Annotated in this window: 17 protein-coding genes and 5 tRNA genes; 13 read left to right on the plus strand and 9 right to left on the minus strand. The window is 38.8% G+C overall.

The genetic code is table 11. The features are described from left to right. Positions 1 to 18: 18 nt before the first annotated feature. The gene (locus tag PQO03_RS20820; protein ID WP_274154325.1) at positions 19 to 1770 is read left to right on the plus strand and encodes a serine/threonine-protein kinase; all 1752 of its coding nucleotides are present in this window, start codon (positions 19 to 21) and stop codon (positions 1768 to 1770) included. Between the two features lie 5 nt (positions 1771 to 1775). Continuing rightward, complete coding sequence (locus tag PQO03_RS20825) at positions 1776 to 2954, plus strand: hypothetical protein (protein WP_274153138.1); 1179 nt, start codon at positions 1776 to 1778, stop codon at positions 2952 to 2954. A gap of 76 nt (positions 2955 to 3030) precedes the next feature. Here the strand turns inward: PQO03_RS20825 and PQO03_RS20830 are convergent, their stop codons facing one another. Next, positions 3031 to 3717, minus strand: a complete 687-nt coding sequence (locus PQO03_RS20830; protein WP_274153139.1) for a hypothetical protein — start codon at positions 3715 to 3717, stop codon at positions 3031 to 3033. 112 nt (positions 3718 to 3829) lie between these two features. Between PQO03_RS20830 and PQO03_RS20835 the strand changes: the two genes are divergently transcribed. The 8 genes from PQO03_RS20835 to PQO03_RS20870 all read left to right on the plus strand — a co-directional run bounded on the left by PQO03_RS20835 (position 3830) and on the right by PQO03_RS20870 (position 11797). Beyond that, a complete protein-coding gene (locus PQO03_RS20835) occupies positions 3830 to 4774 on the plus strand; it encodes a prenyltransferase (protein WP_274153140.1) in 945 nt (314 codons plus the stop codon). Positions 4775 to 4795: 21 nt separating this feature from the next. Then, on the plus strand, positions 4796 to 5068 hold the full coding sequence (locus PQO03_RS20840) for a DUF4212 domain-containing protein (protein WP_274153141.1): 273 nt from the start codon (positions 4796 to 4798) through the stop codon (positions 5066 to 5068). Next, positions 5068 to 6837 (plus strand): sodium:solute symporter family protein, encoded by a 1770-nt coding sequence (locus PQO03_RS20845; RefSeq protein ID WP_274153142.1) that lies wholly within the window; start codon positions 5068 to 5070, stop codon positions 6835 to 6837. Before PQO03_RS20840 ends, PQO03_RS20845 begins: the two co-directional genes overlap by 1 nt. 97 nt (positions 6838 to 6934) lie before the next feature. Further along, positions 6935 to 8047, plus strand: a complete 1113-nt coding sequence (locus PQO03_RS20850; protein ID WP_274153143.1) for a serine/threonine protein kinase — start codon at positions 6935 to 6937, stop codon at positions 8045 to 8047. A gap of 130 nt (positions 8048 to 8177) precedes the next feature. Next, a complete protein-coding gene (locus tag PQO03_RS20855; RefSeq protein ID WP_274149473.1) occupies positions 8178 to 9623 on the plus strand; it encodes a transposase in 1446 nt (481 codons plus the stop codon). Positions 9624 to 9632: 9 nt separating this feature from the next. After that, complete coding sequence (locus tag PQO03_RS20860) at positions 9633 to 10271, plus strand: tetratricopeptide repeat protein (RefSeq protein ID WP_274153144.1); 639 nt, start codon at positions 9633 to 9635, stop codon at positions 10269 to 10271. A 283-nt stretch (positions 10272 to 10554) separates the two neighbouring features. Then, positions 10555 to 10743 carry a hypothetical protein gene (locus tag PQO03_RS20865; protein WP_274153145.1) on the plus strand — a complete coding sequence of 63 codons (189 nt, stop codon included), beginning with the start codon at positions 10555 to 10557 and terminating at the stop codon, positions 10741 to 10743. Between the two features lie 133 nt (positions 10744 to 10876). Further along, on the plus strand, positions 10877 to 11797 hold the full coding sequence (locus PQO03_RS20870) for a prenyltransferase/squalene oxidase repeat-containing protein (RefSeq protein ID WP_274153146.1): 921 nt from the start codon (positions 10877 to 10879) through the stop codon (positions 11795 to 11797). On the opposite strand, the gene PQO03_RS20875 is transcribed toward PQO03_RS20870, so the two are convergent. From PQO03_RS20875 to PQO03_RS20885, 3 genes are all read right to left on the minus strand, one after another. Next, on the minus strand, positions 11782 to 13983 hold the full coding sequence (locus tag PQO03_RS20875; protein ID WP_274153147.1) for a transglutaminase-like domain-containing protein: 2202 nt from the start codon (positions 13981 to 13983) through the stop codon (positions 11782 to 11784). The two genes, PQO03_RS20870 and PQO03_RS20875, sit on opposite strands and share 16 nt — an antisense overlap. Further along, positions 13983 to 14963: a DUF58 domain-containing protein gene (locus PQO03_RS20880; protein WP_274153148.1), complete on the minus strand. Its 981-nt coding sequence runs from the start codon at positions 14961 to 14963 to the stop codon at positions 13983 to 13985. Before PQO03_RS20880 ends, PQO03_RS20875 begins: the two co-directional genes overlap by 1 nt. Before the next feature lie 347 nt (positions 14964 to 15310). Continuing rightward, positions 15311 to 16252 (minus strand): AAA family ATPase, encoded by a 942-nt coding sequence (locus PQO03_RS20885; RefSeq protein ID WP_274153149.1) that lies wholly within the window; start codon positions 16250 to 16252, stop codon positions 15311 to 15313. Between the two features lie 206 nt (positions 16253 to 16458). Between PQO03_RS20885 and PQO03_RS20890 the strand changes: the two genes are divergently transcribed. From PQO03_RS20890 to PQO03_RS20900, 3 genes are read left to right on the plus strand one after another with little or no spacing between them, the layout of a single operon-like run. After that, positions 16459 to 17157 (plus strand): zinc ribbon domain-containing protein, encoded by a 699-nt coding sequence (locus PQO03_RS20890; protein WP_274153150.1) that lies wholly within the window; start codon positions 16459 to 16461, stop codon positions 17155 to 17157. Positions 17158 to 17166: 9 nt separating this feature from the next. Beyond that, the gene (gene truA / locus PQO03_RS20895) at positions 17167 to 17997 is read left to right on the plus strand and encodes a tRNA pseudouridine(38-40) synthase TruA (protein ID WP_274153151.1); all 831 of its coding nucleotides are present in this window, start codon (positions 17167 to 17169) and stop codon (positions 17995 to 17997) included. A gap of 2 nt (positions 17998 to 17999) precedes the next feature. Then, on the plus strand, positions 18000 to 18491 hold the full coding sequence (locus PQO03_RS20900; protein ID WP_274153152.1) for a hypothetical protein: 492 nt from the start codon (positions 18000 to 18002) through the stop codon (positions 18489 to 18491). Between the two features lie 290 nt (positions 18492 to 18781). Here the strand turns inward: PQO03_RS20900 and PQO03_RS20905 are convergent. From PQO03_RS20905 to PQO03_RS20925, 5 genes are all read right to left on the minus strand, one after another. Further along, positions 18782 to 18858: transfer RNA gene (locus tag PQO03_RS20905), tRNA-Val, on the minus strand. Between the two features lie 61 nt (positions 18859 to 18919). Further along, positions 18920 to 18996: transfer RNA gene (locus tag PQO03_RS20910), tRNA-Val, on the minus strand. Positions 18997 to 19057: 61 nt separating this feature from the next. Continuing rightward, positions 19058 to 19134 (minus strand) — tRNA-Val (locus tag PQO03_RS20915). Positions 19135 to 19194: 60 nt separating this feature from the next. Next, positions 19195 to 19271 (minus strand) — tRNA-Val (locus tag PQO03_RS20920). Between the two features lie 61 nt (positions 19272 to 19332). After that, positions 19333 to 19409: transfer RNA gene (locus PQO03_RS20925), tRNA-Val, on the minus strand. Positions 19410 to 19416: the final 7 nt, after the last annotated feature.

Genomic DNA, 19416 nt, shown 5'->3' on the forward strand with positions numbered 1-19416 from the left:
TTCTGTATCCTAGAAAAAATTGCTAGCGGCAATATGGGTACGGTATATTCAGCTACACAAGTAAACCTCAACAGAAAAGTTGCCATCAAAATTCTTTTTGAGCACACTACTGAGGATCAGGACTTCCTGAGAGGTTTCTTTCGCGAAGCCCAGGCTGCTGCGGCTTTTACACATCAAAACATTGTCCAAGCATATGATGTCGGCCAAACTGAAGATAAACTCTATTACTTCGCGATGGAACTTGTTGATGGCGGTGATGTCTTAGAATTAATTAAACAGCACGATTCTATTATCTACAAAGATGCATTGCCGCTAATAACCGGAATTGCCGAAGGTTTGCACTATGGCAATACAACCCGCCAACTTACTCATGGCGACCTCAAACCTGCTAATATACTTATTACCCGTCAAGGAGAAGCTAAATTAGCTGATTTAGGTTTAGCACGAATGGGTGGTGAAATCCAAGGCGAAAGCGATGGGATTATGCTCACACCCATGTATGCCGCACCAGAAATGATTCTCGATCAATGGAAGAATGGTGATCCTCGAGCCGATATTTATTCCTTTGGTGCTACCTTATATCATATGCTCGCAGGGCACCCACCTTTTGAACATGATTCCTATGAAGAAATTCTTCGTATGCAAATAGAAGAAACTCATATCTCTCTAAAAAAAGCGAAAGCAAAAATCCCTCAAGGGGTTTCCGACTTTGTCGATCACCTATTACAAAAAGACCTAAATGACCGTCCACAAACCTGGGCTGAAGTCATCCAAGCACTTCGCCAACTCCAAGTTAAAGCGAATTCATACCAAATAGCGGGTGAAAAAAATCGTAAGTCGAAAATATACGACCGTGTCAAAGCCAATAATGACAAAAGTAAAAAAACTTTAATTGCGGCTATCGCCAGTTTTTTTATACTGGCTATCGTAGCTCTCTTTCTGATCAATATTGACCGAGGCGCCCCTCCCGTGAAAAAACTGGAAGAAAAAAAACTGATTACTCCTGACAACACAGTCAGCAGTAATACTAATGCTACCGAAAATCTACTAACAAAAAATGCCTCTCCAATTAAAGCTCCTCAGACTTCACCTTCTGCTAAGAAAGCCAAAAAGTTAAAAAAACAAAAGCCAAAAGCCTTAAAAAAAACGAATAATGAACTAAAGACTCCGCCAAAAAAACTCAAAGAAAGTGAAAATTTGAACAAGGCTAAGGAAATTAAAAAGCTAGCGGAAAATAAAACCACCATTAAATCACCTCCACCAATTTCCTTGGCTCAAAAAGATAAACAGGATAAAAAAAATAAGCAGCTTGCCATCAATAAAAAATTAGCTCTTCATCTCGAAGCTCTTTCAAGTAATAAGCATGGTAACATTAGCCAACACATAAAAAAAATCTCTGTTCTTTTAGCGAATAATACTTATGCTCAAAACTTAAGTATCCATTTCTATGAAGCCCTAAAAAACTTAAGTGAAAACGAAACGAAAGAATACCGTATAAAATCCTTTGACATGCAAGACATCACTTTTGTTGCGCAGAAAATCTATGGTCCCGTTGAAGAAACTATTCCTTTGGATAGTAAAGAAGCTCATCTTGTGATTGCTAAGGCAAGTACCGAATTAATTGAAAACTTCAATTCTCCCGATAAGAATATCTTAATGTTATATACCCTAACTAACCCATCTAAGTCAGCTCTTATCAAAGCAAAGCTAAACAATAAAAGTGCTTTTAATGATTTCCTGAAAACTGTCCTCGAGTGTAATAAACAATGAGATTCTTGTACTTCATCTTCCTTAGTCTTGGGATCTTTGCCGAGGATTCATCACCTTTTTGGGAAGAAATCAGAGAAGGCTCTACTATCTACATAAATCAAAATTATATAGATACGGGCGAAACACCCGAAAACATCAGATTAGCTATATATATAAACGAGCTCATCAAACTAAGCACAAAAAAAGCACTGCCTCTCGAAGCTCTTTTTGAGAACACGCCTACTGAGTATCATAAACGATTACTCGATAACGGCCTCCAGCTTCAAGTAATTCTAACTGAAAAATACTATCAATTAGAGACTCCTGAATCACAGCAACTACGTTTTTTTATTGCCTTGCTCTGTGATAATATGCATTCAAGTAAGAGCCAGCTCCTAAAGGATTTCAACAATGATTTCATTGAAGTCGAATTAAATAAAATCTATACGGCTTCTAATAAAAAATACGGCTTAGACTTACAGCTCCCCAAATACGAAACCATTGCCGCTCTCAAAAACATCCAGTTCAAATCTCTCAATTTTAATACCGATCAATTTCTCTCCTTGGTGAATTACATTAATAATAAATGTAAAAATAGTGGCATTGCTATTCAACTTGACGACATTCCGTTCTGTACGAATCTACGAACGGTTGAAAATCTAAATGATGACCTAATCTATAACGGAACCATAAAGATACAGAACCCCCTTAGCTATAAGCTAGAAAATGGGAACCTCATGGATTTAATTAAGTTAATCGATCTCAACTACAAAGTGAACATCACTTATCATCGTGATCGCATCATAATTGACGCCCCAAAAGAGTCTCACTGGAAAAATGATTACCTCTCGTACAGAAAAGCAAAGGCCTTAGCCTCCTCGATCTACTCTCCTGTTTTCCCAACACTCTTTGACAAAGAACATACCTTCCAAACTCTGGGCACTATAAATGAAATCCGCAAAAGTGAGCAGCTAGTATCTATATACTTCGATGGACTTTATATAAGCGTTCCTATATCAGAAAATGAAGAACTCGTAGACGAGCTTATCGACAATCTTGAAAAGGCCAAACTATCTAGCTCATCACGCTATTCTGACAAATTAGAACTCATTGTTCAAGGAGTATTTTTAGCGAACAAAAATACTCCTCAAGCATTAAACGCTGTATATCTACTCGGCTTTAATAAATTTCTTCACTTACAGTAAAGACCTCATCGACTCTAAGTGGTGCACTACACACCGCCTTACTGAGTTTCAGAGCTAAAACTAAGCTGATACAAATTTAATCTTTGTATTGCTCTTTGCCATATTTATCCCACCACTTGAGCCAGTTGCTAGCGACGTCTTCTTTCTCTTGTGCAAAATCATTTTTTACACAGTAAAGAATGCCTGAACGATGTTTTATGAATTCAAAAGCATAAGGCTTTATATCCCCATTCGTTACTCGTTGCGCCATATAAGCCGCATAGATTCTCATTTCGGGTTTTTCATATATACTTTTTGATTCCATCCAGAGCGTGGTATCATCATCTTCCAGAACCACTTCTCTTTTATCTTTCATCAAGCCGGCGTAAATACGAACAATATGATTAACATCGATCGGAGGCGTATCTAAGTCCCCCTCTTCTCTCTTTTTAATCACTCCTACATTATAATTATCCATTGCCCGATGAAATAAAGCTTCTACTACAACCGTAGTCAACTGCGCATTTGACGTTTTTAAAATTTCTTCTAGTTCAGCAATACTCTTTTCTTCGTATTCTTTAATTCGCAAGTTATAAATAGTCATATCTTGCTCTTCTATTTGAGAGACTATTTTACCTTTGTCATCCTTAACTTCTACCGACACTAAAGGCGTTTCATATTTTTTAATGTTAATCTTCTTTTTGACTACTTGATTTGATTCATTCGAACTTTGACTCGTACATGCAACCATGAAAGCCAAAGGGATTAGGCTGTAAAACTTCATATATTAATCTCCTGTGAAAATAGCTTACGAAATTAGCACAATATAGGTGACTTGCAACAAATTTGAAGCAAACTACATTCTCCTAAATCAAAATAATTTCTTATAGGAAAACATGAAATACACCGAAAAAAATGAAGACTTGATCAACTGGATGAAAGTTATGCGTATGTCTCAGGGCTTTTTTTTCATCTCAGCAATGCCTGTCCTCCTAGGGACTCTCCTCATTTATCAGCATCATCAGATCTTTAATCCGCTGCTCACTATCCTAATCCTTATGGGTTGCTTACTATTTCACCTAGGAGCGGATATGATAAACGAATATCATGATCATATTTCAGGAAATGACGCCTTGGTCGAGATCCACACGCCTTTCAGTGGTGGAACTCGCGTCCTTGAGGAAGGTAAACTCGCACCCAAGAAAGTTCTCAAAATGTCATACTTATTTTTCGCTATTGCCTTGGCTGGATCATGTGTCATCGCCTACCTCAGTAAAGTTGAAGTCTTAATCTTTGCACTGCTCGGACTCATTTCGTGCTGGGGCTACTCTGCTCCTCCACTTAAATTCTCTCACCGAGGACTAGGAGAGCTCGTCATTTTTTTAAATAATGGTTTATTCATTATGTGCGCCATGTATTACAGCATTGTGGGCGAACTTCATGCCGAAATTATTTTCCCCTCATTTTTCTTAGGTTTCCTGGGTTTTGCCATCATTTTGATGAATGAAATCCCCGATTATAGCGCAGATAAACAAGTCCAGAAAAATAACCTAATTGTACGCTTAGGAATCGAAAATGGCTTCACTCTTCATCGAGTAGTTACCGCGCTCGCTTTCCTCTCTCTTTTGACTGCTGTTTACCTTGGAAACCTCCCTCCTCTATGTCAAATCTGCCTTGTCTATCCCGTAGTGCTTATGTACAAAGGTCATTATCGGACACCAAAACCCGCAGATTTGCAAAATTCTGCTAAATTAAGCTTATTATGTAAAGGGGCTATCGAAACAAAATTCAAATCTTGGTGTTTATTGATGACGGGTTTTATCATCAATTTATATATTTAATATACATTTATAGGAGTATACATGAGTGAGAGTAAAAATAATGCTGCAGCGCATTATAAGGGAAGCCTAAAAATAGTAGGCTCAATATTGATAATATGGGCATTTATCAGCTTTGGTTGTGCTATTATATTCCGAACTTGGATGGATGCAAATATGCCAAAAATAGGCAATGCGCCTTTTGGCTTTTGGATGGCTCAGCAAGGTGCTATTATTGGCTTCGTAATCCTATTACTTGTCTACACATATTTAATGAATAAACTAGATCATAAATATGGCTATGGAGAAGAAGACTAATGTCACAAGATATTTGGAACTTTATTTTTATTGGCATCACCTTCACTATTTATATCGGCATTGCACTTTGGGCTAAAGCTGGTTCAACAAAAGAATACTACACTGCTGGCGGAGACGTTTCTGCTTTTGCGAATGGCATGGCGACTGCTGCCGACTGGATGTCTGCAGCAACTTTTATTTCAATGGCGGGAATTGTAGCTGCATCTGGATATGATGCCTCACGCTTTCTCATGGGTTGGACTGGTGGCTTTGTGCTACTCACAACACTCATGGTCCCCTACCTAAGAAAATTTGGTAAAGCGACTGTTCCTGATTTCATTGGAGATAGATTCTATTCTAAAACTGCACGTGTGGTTGCCGTTATCTGTGCTCTTTTCATCTGCATGACCTATATCATGGGTCAAATGCGGGGTGTTGGCATCGTATTTTCACGTTTGTTTAGTATTGAAATATCTACTGGCGTCATCATCGGTGGCAGTATTGTTTTCTTCTATGCTGGACTAGGCGGCATGAAAGGTATTACATATACTCAAGTGGCACAGTACTGCGTAATGGTTTTCGCCTACACGATCCCTGTAGTTTTCATATCTCTCGCCTTAACTGGTAATGTAATTCCTCAAATGGGATTAATAGGCGACTTTACTAAAGGTGGTGGCGAAGCTGTCCCTTTACTACAAAAGATGAATGATCTCTCAGTGGAACTTGGCGTCACTAAATATACTGATGGTTCCCTAAGTACAATTGATATGTTTTGTATTACCGCTGCTCTTATGGCTGGTACCGCAGGTCTTCCACATGTTATCGTACGTTTCTTTACTGTAAAAAGTGTTAAAGCAGTCAGAAAATCTGCTTGCTGGACTTTATCATTTATTGCCATCATTTACCTCACCGCACCTGCGCTAGGTCTCTTTGCCCGCACCAACCTTGTTGATGAAATCAATAACAAAACTTATCAAGAAGCGCCAAGCTGGTTCAAAAACTGGGAAAACCAAAGCATGATTGCTTGGGTCGATAAAAACAATGATGGAATCATTCAATATGGTCAAGGCACTGCTTTTGTAGGCAAACCTATCATGGATGGCGAGAAACGTGGTGAGCAGGGCCAAAGACTGGTATCTAATGAAATATCCGATGATGTTAATGAAGTTTATTACGATAGAGATATTATTGTTTTAGCTAATCCTGAAATGGCGGGCTTACCCCCATGGTTAATTGCCCTAGTTATGGCAGGCTGTGTAGCTGCTGCGCTCTCTACTGCTGCAGGCCTTCTTTTAGTTCTCTCCACATCTATTTCTCACGATTTAATGAAGAAAATTATTAAGCCCGATATGTCTGACAAGCAAGAAATGGCCTATGCCAGGATAGCTTCCTTTGTGGCGCTCGTCATTGCCTCTTACTTTGGGATCAATCCTCCTTCGAGTTTTGTGGCTAAAACCGTCGCCTTTGCTTTTGGTTTAGCTGCCTCATCCTTTTTTCCCACTTTGCTTATGGGGATATTTTCAAAACGGATAAATCGCGAAGGAGCTATCGTCGGAATGATAAGTGGCATAAGTTTCACTTTCGCCTACATCTTTTACTTCCAATTCATCGCTGATCACAAAGACTACCTTTTTGGTATATCTCCCGAGGGCATTGGTTTTGTCGGCATGATTATCAATTTCATTGTCACTTTTGTCATCAGTTACTTCACTCCACCTCCTCCCCAAGAAGTACAGGACATGATTGAAAGTATCCGAATTCCAAGCGGCGCAGGCAAAGCCAGCCACTAACAATTAGTATGAAATAAATTTATAAGAGCTTTGAGATTAAGAATTTCAAAGCTCTTTTTCTACCCTATAGTTATGATTATCTATAAAGGAAAAGTACATGGATCCCCAAGACACTCTTAATATATATGAAAATATGCATGCTGGGCTTGGAGATCTCTTACAAAATGAGGAACAGACTAGTCCTCAAATAAATCCGGAGTCATATTTAGATTTTTCTTCTACTGATTGTCGTTACCAAAATCCCGAAAATTTAAGTAGCGGGGGCATGAAACACATCTATAAAGTTCATGATCAACTTTGCGATAGATTAGTCGCCATGGCCATCCTTAAAAATATCCGTAGCCAACAAGACTTAGAGCAATTTACCCGCGAATCGACCATTACCGCAAGGCTAGAACATCCTAATATTATGCCTATATATGATATCGGCCATGACGATAAGGGTGAACCCTTTTTCACGATGCCTCTATTAACAGGGGAAAACTTAGCCGATTTCATCAGAAGAGAAAGCCAACAAAAAACTGACGCTCCAGCCATCGCACTGAAGAACAAAGTAAACATTTTTCTTAAAATTTGTGATGCTATATCTTATGCTCATAGTCGAGACGTCATACATCTAGACTTAAAACCCGAAAATATTCAAACCGGCTCCTTTGGTGAACTTCTCGTTTGTGACTGGGGTTTAGCTTACCACCTAGATTCAAAACAAGAACTTAAAAAAAATCGCGTACTATGTGGAACCCCTGGCTTTATTGCGCCAGAACTTAAGGTCTCTAAGGTATTTGATCCTAGCCCTCGCTGTGATGTTTATTCTCTAGGCGTTTTATTAAAATGCCTGATTAGCTCTCGGGGGCCCTTAGATCCCGATTTCCAAAACGACCCTGAGCATGCCCCTAATGGATTATTATCTATCATCAGTAAATCCATGAGAGAAGACCCTGAACTTCGCTATCAATCAGTTCATTTGTTAAAAGAAGATCTCGAAGATTGGATGAATGGCTTTGCGCCTTCCTCTCAGGCCGCTAGCCAAGGAACTGTGTTTTTATTATTCTGTAAGCGAAACCTCAGAACCGTTCTCTCTTGTGCAGTTTTTGCCATTATCCTTTCCATGACGCTTCATTATAAAAACAAAAATTCAATACTAAGTAATAAACTCAATCATTCTTTGCCTAATACTGAGGACTTCAAAAAAAATCACGATCTCGCCTGATGCACTCCGACAGATCATTCTCAAGTGCTATTAAAAAATAGCTTAAAGTTATAATTTCCAATAAAAAATCCCACTTAATCGCCTATATTGTAGTAGCTTACACCGACAATAACAGCAAGTGGGACTTTCAATGTACGATACTCTTTTTCCCGAATATTTCATCGAGGAATTACGGCAAACTATAGGAATTTTATGCGGACCATTGAAGATTGCGGGGCAAATCATACTTCGTCCTGAATTTCAAGAGATCAAAAAGGCAATTGAAGATGATCAACTTCAGTTGAGTAAAGATAGAGCCGCCACTAGAAACCGCGAGTTTAAAAACAGCTCTACCCAAAAACACCCCCCAGCTGAATTGGTGGTGGCGTTGTTCATAGCCCGTCACTTTTATGATAATTGTTACGGTGAACGAGGCTATAGTATGCTATGTGAGAATAGTTCCTTGCAGCAGTTTATTGGGCGCTTGGGCATAGGAAGCTTCCCTTCACGCAATACGATTCATGAACAAGTCTCTGCTCTTTCTGAGAAGACCCTTAATCTTTTTCATCAAGCTATTTTGAACTGCGTTAAGGAGTGTGGCCTGGATGATTTTTCAGCAGTGATTATTGATTCTACAGCCATTAAGGCCGATTCAGCGTGGCCTGTCGATAGTCAATTACTAAAGAACCTTAGTTGTAAAATGATGAAAAATATCAGTGACGTTCATGATCAGCTTCCCTGTGTTGAGCGCAGAAAGATCCCTCTCAAACGCCTGCAAAATTACTGTGATTATATGAGTAAACTGGATTTCGAGATCTCTATGCTTAAAGGAAAAAAAGGAGCAAGAAAAATGAGGCAAAAGTTTTATACGCAAGAACTTTTACCGAGGTGCCGAAAATTTATTATTCGCCTGGAGAAGACTCTTCCTCAAATTAAACAACACTGTGAAAGTGCCAAAGTTCTGATGATTGACGAATGTCTATCTCGCTTCATAGATAAAGTTTTGATGGTTGAACATCGCTTCAACATGGCTCCTAAGGACTACGATACGAAGACGGCACGGAAAATTTACAGCATGAGTGATAATGATGCAGCATTTATTAAAAAGGGTGGTCGAGAAACCGTATTTGGCTACCGACCAAATTTCGCCTTTAGTGCCAATGGTTTTCTGACATCATTCACCCTAGAATCTGGAAATACTAGTGACAGCAAGGCCTTCAGTAATTGCCTTGATGAAAATAAAAAGATGACGGGCGAGACCGCAATGATGATCAGTGTGGATGACGGATATAGCTCTGCCGCCAATTTAGATGATGCCATCGAAAAAGGGGCGACATTAGTCAGTGTTAGTGGCTCAAAGGGAAAGAAGCTCTTAGGAGAAGATATTTATGAGAGTGAAAACTACCAACTTGCGAGAAATATCCGATCAATTTCCGAAGCAGGTATTTCAAAGCTGAAGAACTATCACAACCTTGAGCGATTTACCGTTTGTGGCTTAAAGAGGGTTCGTCAAGAAACTCTCATAAGCGCCATAGGATTCAACTTGGAAAGGATCTGCCAGTTATTATGTCAAATAGAGATTGAGGTCGCCGCATAGAATGTCGGAGTGCATCTCGCCTATGTTCTCACAACACATAAGAAACTGCTTTATAACTTTAAAACCCAAGAAGCCGAAGCTTTACTTAATCAAGCGCTCGTTTATCACCCGAACAACAAAAGCCTCATTAGACTCGCTGCCATTAGTCATCTATCTAACTTAAACTACACGATGGCCGCATGGAAACTCTCTGCACTTGATCCAACTTTTAAGCCCATCCACACCCTATCGCGCTCCATGGGCCGCGACTCGAAAACGGTGAATATCTCCAATTTGACTAAAGTTTATTCTTTTTTAAATGAGCAGAATGCAGATCTCGCCATGGCCAACATGAGTTACCAGTTAAGAAATAAACTCAATACTGTCGATAAAGAAATTTTATTTAATACACTAATGAAACAGTTAAATCATTATGTTAAAACTATTGATATCAAACAGGGTAAGCTCAGTATCAAAGGGAGTTCTCCCATCGTCGACTTCAGCCCTCTCCCTTTAATCATTTTCACTGAAATCGATATCAGTAAAATTGGTACTGATGATATCAACGAAGTGATTTTCTGCGCTCCTAAAGCGCTGAAGATAAATGTTTTAACCTATTCAAAATTTTCCGAAGACTTAAAAACTATAAAATATAGTATCGTAAAATAGCGATTATAAATACAGTCATTTAAAGATATTAGCACTCGATTTTTTGAAGATAGACACAAGTCATGCCTTAATTCAATGCTCAAAGTCAACAATAAATCCTACTTAAAAGTTTGATTAACTCACAAAAGGGGCCCTTTAAAACCATAATGAAAAGCACTTTTATTACGATTTCCTAGGATTTTCCTCCGATTTCTTTATTCTGAACTCAGAAAATGCTTTTTTTCCGTTCAAAAACAAGTAATTTTAATTGTCACCTATAATAAATATGCTGAGGAGCAAAAACATGGAAATTGAATTCTACAACGTAAAGAAAAAAGCTAAAGTTAAAATTAGTTCTGGTAGCGTAAGTAAAGTTACTTATGAAAAAGAAACTGCAAAAGGCCCTTCTATTCGCTATGCTTTCAAAGCTGTTGATGATGATGGTACGAAACTTACAAAATTCTGCAGTAAAGTTGATTACGATAATCTCTAAGAGATAAAGTACAACAATCTACAAAGCCGCTCAACTAGAGTGGCTTTTTTATTGCATAGATTTTCAGCCCTTTGATTTCGTAGCTACAATAATGTGCTAAGTTCATGCGATTATAAATAAGGACTAAAAAATCATGAGAAATGAAACCAGTGCATTCTACTTTCGCGAATCTGAACTAACGGCATTAGCTAATGGTGCCTCGCTACTTAGTAGTGAGCAAAGAACATCTACAATCAAGTTCCTACAATCTTTTATCACTAAAGATTTATTCTACAATAGCAACTCTGAAGAACAACTGACTCTTGCATGGCATTGTTTTACCTGCCTAAAGGCCCTCGATGGCTTCGATAAATATGAAACTATATTATTCAATAGCCTCAAACACGCACCTAATATCCAACATATGGATCTCCAAGACCTAGAAGCCTTTAGCTCTTGCTGGGCGCTCATAAAAAATCACTCTCCAGACAAATACCTCTTTAGTGATATTGCTGAACATTTAAATAACATACGCTGCTCAGACCAGGGCTGGAGTCACATCAAACGAGCTCCTCAATCAAGTATATACGGATCTTGGTTAGCCTTTTCAATTTTCCAAAGTATTGAAAAAGCTATTCCTGATGAACTTAAAGTCATCAAGTTACTGGATAGCATGAAAGCAAAAGACGAAGCCTATGCACACCAACGATCCGCTGATCACGGTTCGGTTGCCTCTACATACTTTGCTATTTGTTTACTTAAATCTATTGAAGAAGAGCCTTCTCATAAGTTGACTCATTGGTTAAATGAACAACAAGCCGATGACGGAGGCTTCGTAGCTACACATATAATGCCCTTTGGCGATATCAATAGTACCGCACTCGCCCTACAATCTCTCAAGCTCTTACAGGCTGACATCACCTTGCTTAAACCTGCTGCTTTAACCTATATTAGGGATCATTACCAACAAGATGGCGGATTCATCGCCCACTGTAGAGAAACGACTGCGGATCCATCATCTACGTATTATGCTTTAATGGCTTTAGGACATGTCGATGATTATTTACGTGCTTGAGCTTTAATCATCTTCGGTATTAATTTCAAATGGCTTTTTAATTCACTTAAATGTATTTTTGTATATGAGAGTGAACCAAATCGACACTTTTCATAAAGGCGAATCTCATCAATAACAACAGCTAAAACACCTCGTTGCTCAAAGCCTCGACAAATCTCAGCTATATTCATATAGTCATGACTCCCCTGAGAGGGGCGCAACAAGTGTTTTTTTGCCACTGCAAGAATCATCATTTTAGCTTTAATTAATTCCTTACTCAGGGTTTTAATTTTAGCTTTATTTCTTTTACGCAAATATGAAATCCGCCAAATGACGAGCACAATAATTAATAATAATGTTACCACTGCATTCAAAGGCACTTTCAAAAACTCTGATACCGGCTCATACACTGCAAAAAAGGCGGCTGCTAAGGCTACTGTAATTTCACCTTGTAATACATAACTAAATATTTTCTGAGCTTTAAAAGTCATATTCTCGATAAAAGCATTGAGTCCTGTTGGTCGATAATCTTTAAAGAAGCCTCCTCTTGAAGGGGTAGGATCTACGACAAACCATTTTTTGCTCTTATTATCCCACACCTCTACCCACGCATGTAAATCTTTTGCACGGGTAATCATATAATCGCCATCGCTTGATTGCTCTGTAACGGTACTACCACAAGCATACCTAGCTTGAAAGCCTGCACTCCGTAATAAAAGAACTGTTGATGTAGCAAATAACTCACAATGCCCCGATTTAGAATCACTGGACAGAAAGTATTCAATAATATCTTTACTTATATATTCATCTTCATAAGCGTACATTTCTTCTTCATAATAGGTATCAACAAAATTTAAGTCATAGGAATAATTATTATTGAAATATTGTACGATATTTTGAGCCGCTTCTTTAGGGTCATGCGTCACAGAACTCATATCTTGCCAACGTACATTGAGGTATTTGCGTAAATTCTCTGGAACAAAAGAATAAGTTTTCTTATACTCCCTACTCATAATAGTGGGTTTAGAAATAGGCCTATCATTCTCCTTACCACTTCTCAATAGCCTAATACCCGTTGACTGTGATAGCCCTTTTGCTTCAAGGCTATTATCTGGATAGGCATCAATACTATCTAAGGAAACTGATACACCTACTGAGTCATACGATAATGGAATGATTTTATCACTTAAAAAGTTGGTCGGATAAATTGTCGTTTTACTCTGTACATCATCGTATTTCTCTTTATTTAAAATATAATTTTCAATAACTAGTAGTTCTACTTTTTCATCTTCATTATCCTCTTCTCGAACGGATGCTTTACTATCTAACTCTCGAGACCAAATCCCCCCTTCATAAGTATCATAAGCATAAAACCTTAGCAATCTTGGTGCTCTCTCACTGCTAACACGCATCACTATTGCGCCTAGATTTCTACCAAATTTATTATGTATGGGTCGACTAATATTATTTTCATTCTCATAACGTTTCTGCATACGGTTTTGATAACGGCCCATAGTGCTCAGCTGTGACAATAAATAATTTTCTACATGCCTTAAAACTGGCACGGATGATTTTTGTAAAACAGGTGAACAAATAAACACCATCACAAAAGCAACTAAGCAGATAATTCTGGCTTGCCATTTCTTAGTCCCTTGCTGATTTTTCTGGACAAACTTCGACATGCCATAAAGCTTGAAGATCGTGAAAAGAGCTACTAAACACAAGGCTAAGGAAATCAAATAACTCCACTTAAGCCCCAGAATATTTGTATTGTTAGTCGCCAATACACCACGGCCTGTATTTAGATCACCACCTATTAGGTAACATAAGAAAATAAATGTTGAAAAGCCTGACAATATAATTCTTTTCTGCTCTAATAAGCATAAATGAGCCGCGCCCACAATACAAAAGGGGACTAAAAAATTCCCCGGTAGCATAAAAAAGACATTAGTTTGTTTAACGAATTGATAAGGAATGACAGATAACACCATCGCCGAAACCATCGTGTAAACGATAGAGCGAGTCCCTAATTTTAAATAAACTCCCCTAAATAAAATGGGGATATATACCACTAAACAAGTAAGCAAGGGAATTATAGATTTTGTTAAACTCCAATAAAAAAAACAGGATACCATTACACAAAAAATTTGTAATCCCGTAATACTTCGACGTTTTTTCAAATCAAATTTTTCATCAAAAGTACGCATTATATTGTCCTTAAATTATTACTAAGAACTTCGTCATGATCGATATATTGTAGGCCATTAATTTTTGGGATTCGAGAGTTAACAGTTAATATTTTACTGGATAAGCGATGCTTCTTAATAAAATCTTTACGTTCATCGTTAATATGATTCACGATTGCAAAACAAGCCGAACTATCTTCTGCAGTACAATATGTTTCCATCTCGGGGAAGGCCTTTGTAGACCTATCTATATTATTCCGTATTTTCGCCAACAAACCCATGGCGTACTCTACCTGCTCTTCAATGGTCATATCATCTAGGTTATAGGTACGTCCATTTATAAAAAAATAACTAATCCCTACTTTATTTCTACTCGCCCAATCGACTAATGAAGCCGCTAAACTTACCGAGGCCTCAAAAATAGGGTATGTCTTCATGTGTCTTTCTCTTAGAATAGACGGATTATAGACTTCATCTAAATAAATCGAAATTTTACGATGATTACTTTCATTAAAATCTTTCACGACAGGCCTTCCTAAGCGAGCCGTGGCTGCCCAATGAATCAAACGAACGGGGTCCCCCTCTCGGTACTCTCTGATTTTCATGAACTCCTGATTTCCGGTATCATTAGAATTCGAATGGCGATCTTCCTCTCCTTCACCCTCAAAACCGCCAAAACTCAAATCGACCTCATCTAAATCGCTCACTTGCGGAAGAACTAACACGGAAGAATCACCAGTCCCCATTGAGCCCCATGCAAACATCCCAAAAGGGAAAGAACTACAGGCATAGACTCGAGGTAACTTAACCAAACCACGAAATGGGAAGAGCACCATGGCATTCAAGGATTGTTGCTCATGAGCACCCAAGCACTCACTTCCTGCATGCCCTTTGACAAACTCCGCATTGAGAAAGGGGAAACTATCTAAGCGTAAATCCCATAAAGTCATCGAAGATAAATTATTTATATGATAATCTACTTGCACTGGAGTTTGCGCCATACATCGAGCAGGTACGCGTCTATTTAACTTAATTCTCGGACGAAAAAAAAAGCCAATTATCATACTTATCACAAAGGCAGTTATAAAAAAATAAATGCCCTGCACCATCAGAATATTCTCAGGATCTTGTATTGAGTAGACCAAAAAGAAAAAACAGAAGGATAGTAATAAGCGAATATTCAAAGGTAGAAAACGCTGTGTATAAAAATTTAATATATAAAAAAAAGAATAGACGATTTGTCTATTTTTCATATACAAGGGAAATGGTATATCCCCTGTAGTCTCATTACCATAGAGAATATATTTTCGTAATTTATTTATGCGACCTTTAATAAGCACAGTGAAACCTAATGAGGTGGCTTAACGCGGTCGAAGAATTCTCTAACTATCTCCTCATTGCTAATTCCGCTATTTTTAACTTGTTTCTTAACATGTAAACGATGGGATAATACCGCAACACTGAGATGCTTAATATCGTCTGCTATTACATAATCACGGCCATTTAAATAAGCGTGTGCCTGTGCTGTTCTATACATCACCAAGCCAGTTCTAGGACTACAACCAGTCCTTAATTGATCCTGCTGGCGACTACTATTGAGGATTGCAACAATATAGCTAGCTATGCTCTCATCTACTTTCACTTTTCTAACTTGTTCCTGTATTTGCAAAACTTCCTCAGAGCTCAATTGAGCTTCGATTTTTGTCCCTGGGTCGCCATTATGTCGATCCAGTAAGATGGCTAATTCAGATTCAGCATCTGGATAACCCATAGAAAAAGATAAGGCAAAACGATCTAATTGTGCTTCTGGCAATGGGAAAGTACCGTGGTTATCAATACTATTTTGGGTAGCAATAACAATAAAAGGGGGTGGCAAGTCATAGCGCTCGCCACCAATAGTCACTTGATTTTCACCCATAGCTTCTAATAAAGCGGACTGTGTTCGAGGAGAGGCTCGATTAATTTCATCGGCCAAAAGTATATTGCAAAAAACTGGGCCTTTTTTAAAGAAAAACTCTTCTTGTTTCTGACTATAAATGGGGCCTCCAGTAATATCTGCAGGTAATAAATCTGGCGTGAACTGAACCCTTTGGAATTCACAACCCACCGACTTCGCCACGGCTTTCGCCAAAGATGTTTTACCTACTCCTGGAACATCTTCGATTAAACAGTGTCCTCCAGAAAATAAACCCGTCAATAGTAAATCGACAACGTTTTCTTTACCTCTAATGACTGTATTTAATACAGCCTTAACATCCGTAATTTTGCTGACTAAATCGTTTTGATCCATCAAACACTTCCCTAGTTATTAATTATACCTCAAATCTATGCTCCCCAGTCTCTACTTGCAAACCTACAAATTGATCCACTAAGAGTAATTCCCTACAAAAATTTATTATGTCTTGTACAAAAACGCTTTTTACTACAAAAGCTTTTTGTAAAGAGCCCTTTAAAAGATAATTTCATTTGAGCCTAAAATTATAAGGGAAAATGTTAATGGACTTGCTTAATACACTTTTAGAAATTCAAGATCTAGATTTACGTAAATCAGAAATCGATAAACAATCTACTTCTATCCCCGCACAAAAAAAAGATATCATCTCTTCGCTTAAAAAGGATAAGCAAATCTACGAAGCCTTCAACGAACAACAAAAAGAGGCCGAAAAAGCTTGTAAAGAGCTTACTTATGAAACTGATAAGTTACGTCAGCAAAAAGCTAAAATCATGATCCAATCAGGGGACACTAAAGATAACTCAACTTACACCAAGTTAGTTAAAGAAGCTGACTCTTATGATTCTAGAATAGATGACATGGAGAGCACTTTCTTGGAGCACCTTGATAAGGTCGCGGATATAAAAAGCAAAAAAAAGGTCATTGCAGAGCAGCTCAAAACAATGATAGGCAAAATTGAACAAGATATAAAAGATCTTGACCGCCGCCATAAAAACTTAGTCGAGAGCTTGCCAGACACTATTGCTAAACGAAAAGAACTCGCTCAGACTGTCGATGAAGAAACTCTCATAGACTACGAGAGGATTTTCAAATCTAAAGGCTCATTTCGTGCAGTAATTGTTCCCATAACACATGATACAAGCTGTGGTTTTTGCCATATTAAACTTTCTAAAAAAGACACTTCATCTGCGGCTAAAGGCCTTGGCAAATGTCTCGAATGTGGAGCTTTCCTTTATAAGTAAGCTTGCCCTATGAACTCCTATAAACTCGCAATTCAATTCGACGGGAAAAATTGGTTTGGTTGGCAAAGTCAAAATGATTTTGATGCCATTCAAGAGCAAATTGAGAAAGCCATCGCTAAACTCTACAATTATCCGAACATAAAAATTAGTGGCAGTGGCAGAACTGATGCAGGCGTCCATGCATTTGGCCTCTGCGCCAGCTTCACCGAACCCAAATCTTCCAAGTTCACCAGTGATACCCTAAGAAAAGGCATCAATGCGCTACTCCCTGGGAGTATTCGTATTCGTTCGGTTCTTCCCTGTGAATCAGACTTCCATGCACGATTTTCATGTGTTGGAAAAACCTATATCTATTTTGTTGATAACTCAACAACTGGAAGTCCTATACTGGCCCCCTATTCTTGGCACATGAGACGAAAGCTCAACATAGATAAAATGAGAGAATCACTAAAACACCTCGAAGGTAAGCATGATTTCTCAGCCTTTACTGTCGAGAGAAAAAAATTAACTGGTCATGCCATTAGAACCGTCTTCAAGGCTGAGCTCGTTGAAATAGGTCACCTCGTGGCCTTATTATTTACCGGAGATGGCTTTCTCTATAAGATGGTTCGGTCCATGGCTGGAGAAGTGGTCAATGTCGGCATGGAATTTCAAGAACCTGAGCATACACGCGTGGCTCTTGAATCCCAAGAACGATCCAAAGCAGTAGTAACTGCCCCTGCACAAGGTCTCTTTCTTGGCCAATGTTATTATTCACAATTAGAAATGGAACAGGCATTAGATAAAGACACAAAAGACTTCTGCCTACAACTCTTATTTAATTTTAATGAGCAGTTATAATTTTGAAAAAATTCATTCTTGTCTTAATTAGCTTATTCATTGCCACTTCTTGCAATCAAATTATGATAAAGGAATACCAGAGTCCTTTAGATCATGAGTTTTTTCGTTCTGCTGATTGCCAAGAAATAAAGTCCGGAGAATACCGTTATTCTCAAGGTGAAGATCACTACATACTGAACTCAAGGACTTTAAAAAAATTTCGGTCCAATGAATTACTCTGGGAAAAGCCACGAGAAGAGATCCTCTACCCCTACGAGTATCTTGATTTAGCCGTTCCCTACATGCTTCGTGATGGCATGGATACACAGGAAATACTTCATCTTCTTGGTAAAGTAGATCGATCAAGTAATCGCTTTAATTACTACAAACTCAGTAATGGTGCCGAGCTGATCCTCTTCAAAGGAACTCTCAATATGCCGAAAGGAATGAAGAGTCTCACTATTCAAGGCCTCAGCTTTAGTGATGATTTTAAATTGTCTCCGCTTAAAAAATAGCGCCATGTATAAATTTACTATCAAAAGTTTCGCTCTAGTACCTGGCCCACTCTTATCTATGAGCTATAACTTTATTATAGATCAAGTAATTCTAAATAATCGAAGACTTGCATGAAAGTAGGGATTTTTAGGCGGTCAAATATTGATCGATACCATTCTCTCTTTTCAGAAAAGATTAATATCTTCATTGAGCTCACCCTATTCACAGAGACAGCCATCGTTTTTCGACAAAGAACTTTTCTTCTTTACAGGAAGCAAAAAGCCACAGTTTAAAAAACTGTGGCTTAAAATGGTGGGCGATGAGGGACTCGAACCCCCGACCTACTGGGTGTAAACCAGCCGCTCTAGCCAACTGAGCTAATCGCCCGATAACTCGGGTGCTTTAGTCAGATCGCTCTGATAAGCCTTGCGCGAAACGCAATATAAAATGGTGGGCGATGAGGGACTCGAACCCCCGACCTACTGGGTGTAAACCAGCCGCTCTAGCCAACTGAGCTAATCGCCCGATAACTCGGGTGCTTTAGTCAGATTGCTCTGATAAGCCTTGCGCGAAACGCAATATAAAATGGTGGGCGATGAGGGACTCGAACCCCCGACCTACTGGGTGTAAACCAGCCGCTCTAGCCAACTGAGCTAATCGCCCGATAACTCGGGTGCTTTAGTCAGATCGCTCTGATAAGCCTTGCGCAAAGCGCAATATAAATGGTGGGCGATGAGGGACTCGAACCCCCGACCTACTGGGTGTAAACCAGCCGCTCTAGCCAACTGAGCTAATCGCCCGATAACTCGGGTGCTTTAGTCAGATCTCTCTGATAAGCCTTGCGCTAAGCGCAATATGAAATGGTGGGCGATGAGGGACTCGAACCCCCGACCTACTGGGTGTAAACCAGCCGCTCTAGCCAACTGAGCTAATCGCCCGGAAAAT

Source organism: Lentisphaera profundi (genome assembly GCF_028728065.1).
In the GTDB taxonomy this organism is placed as follows: Bacteria; Verrucomicrobiota; Lentisphaeria; order Lentisphaerales; family Lentisphaeraceae; genus Lentisphaera; species Lentisphaera profundi.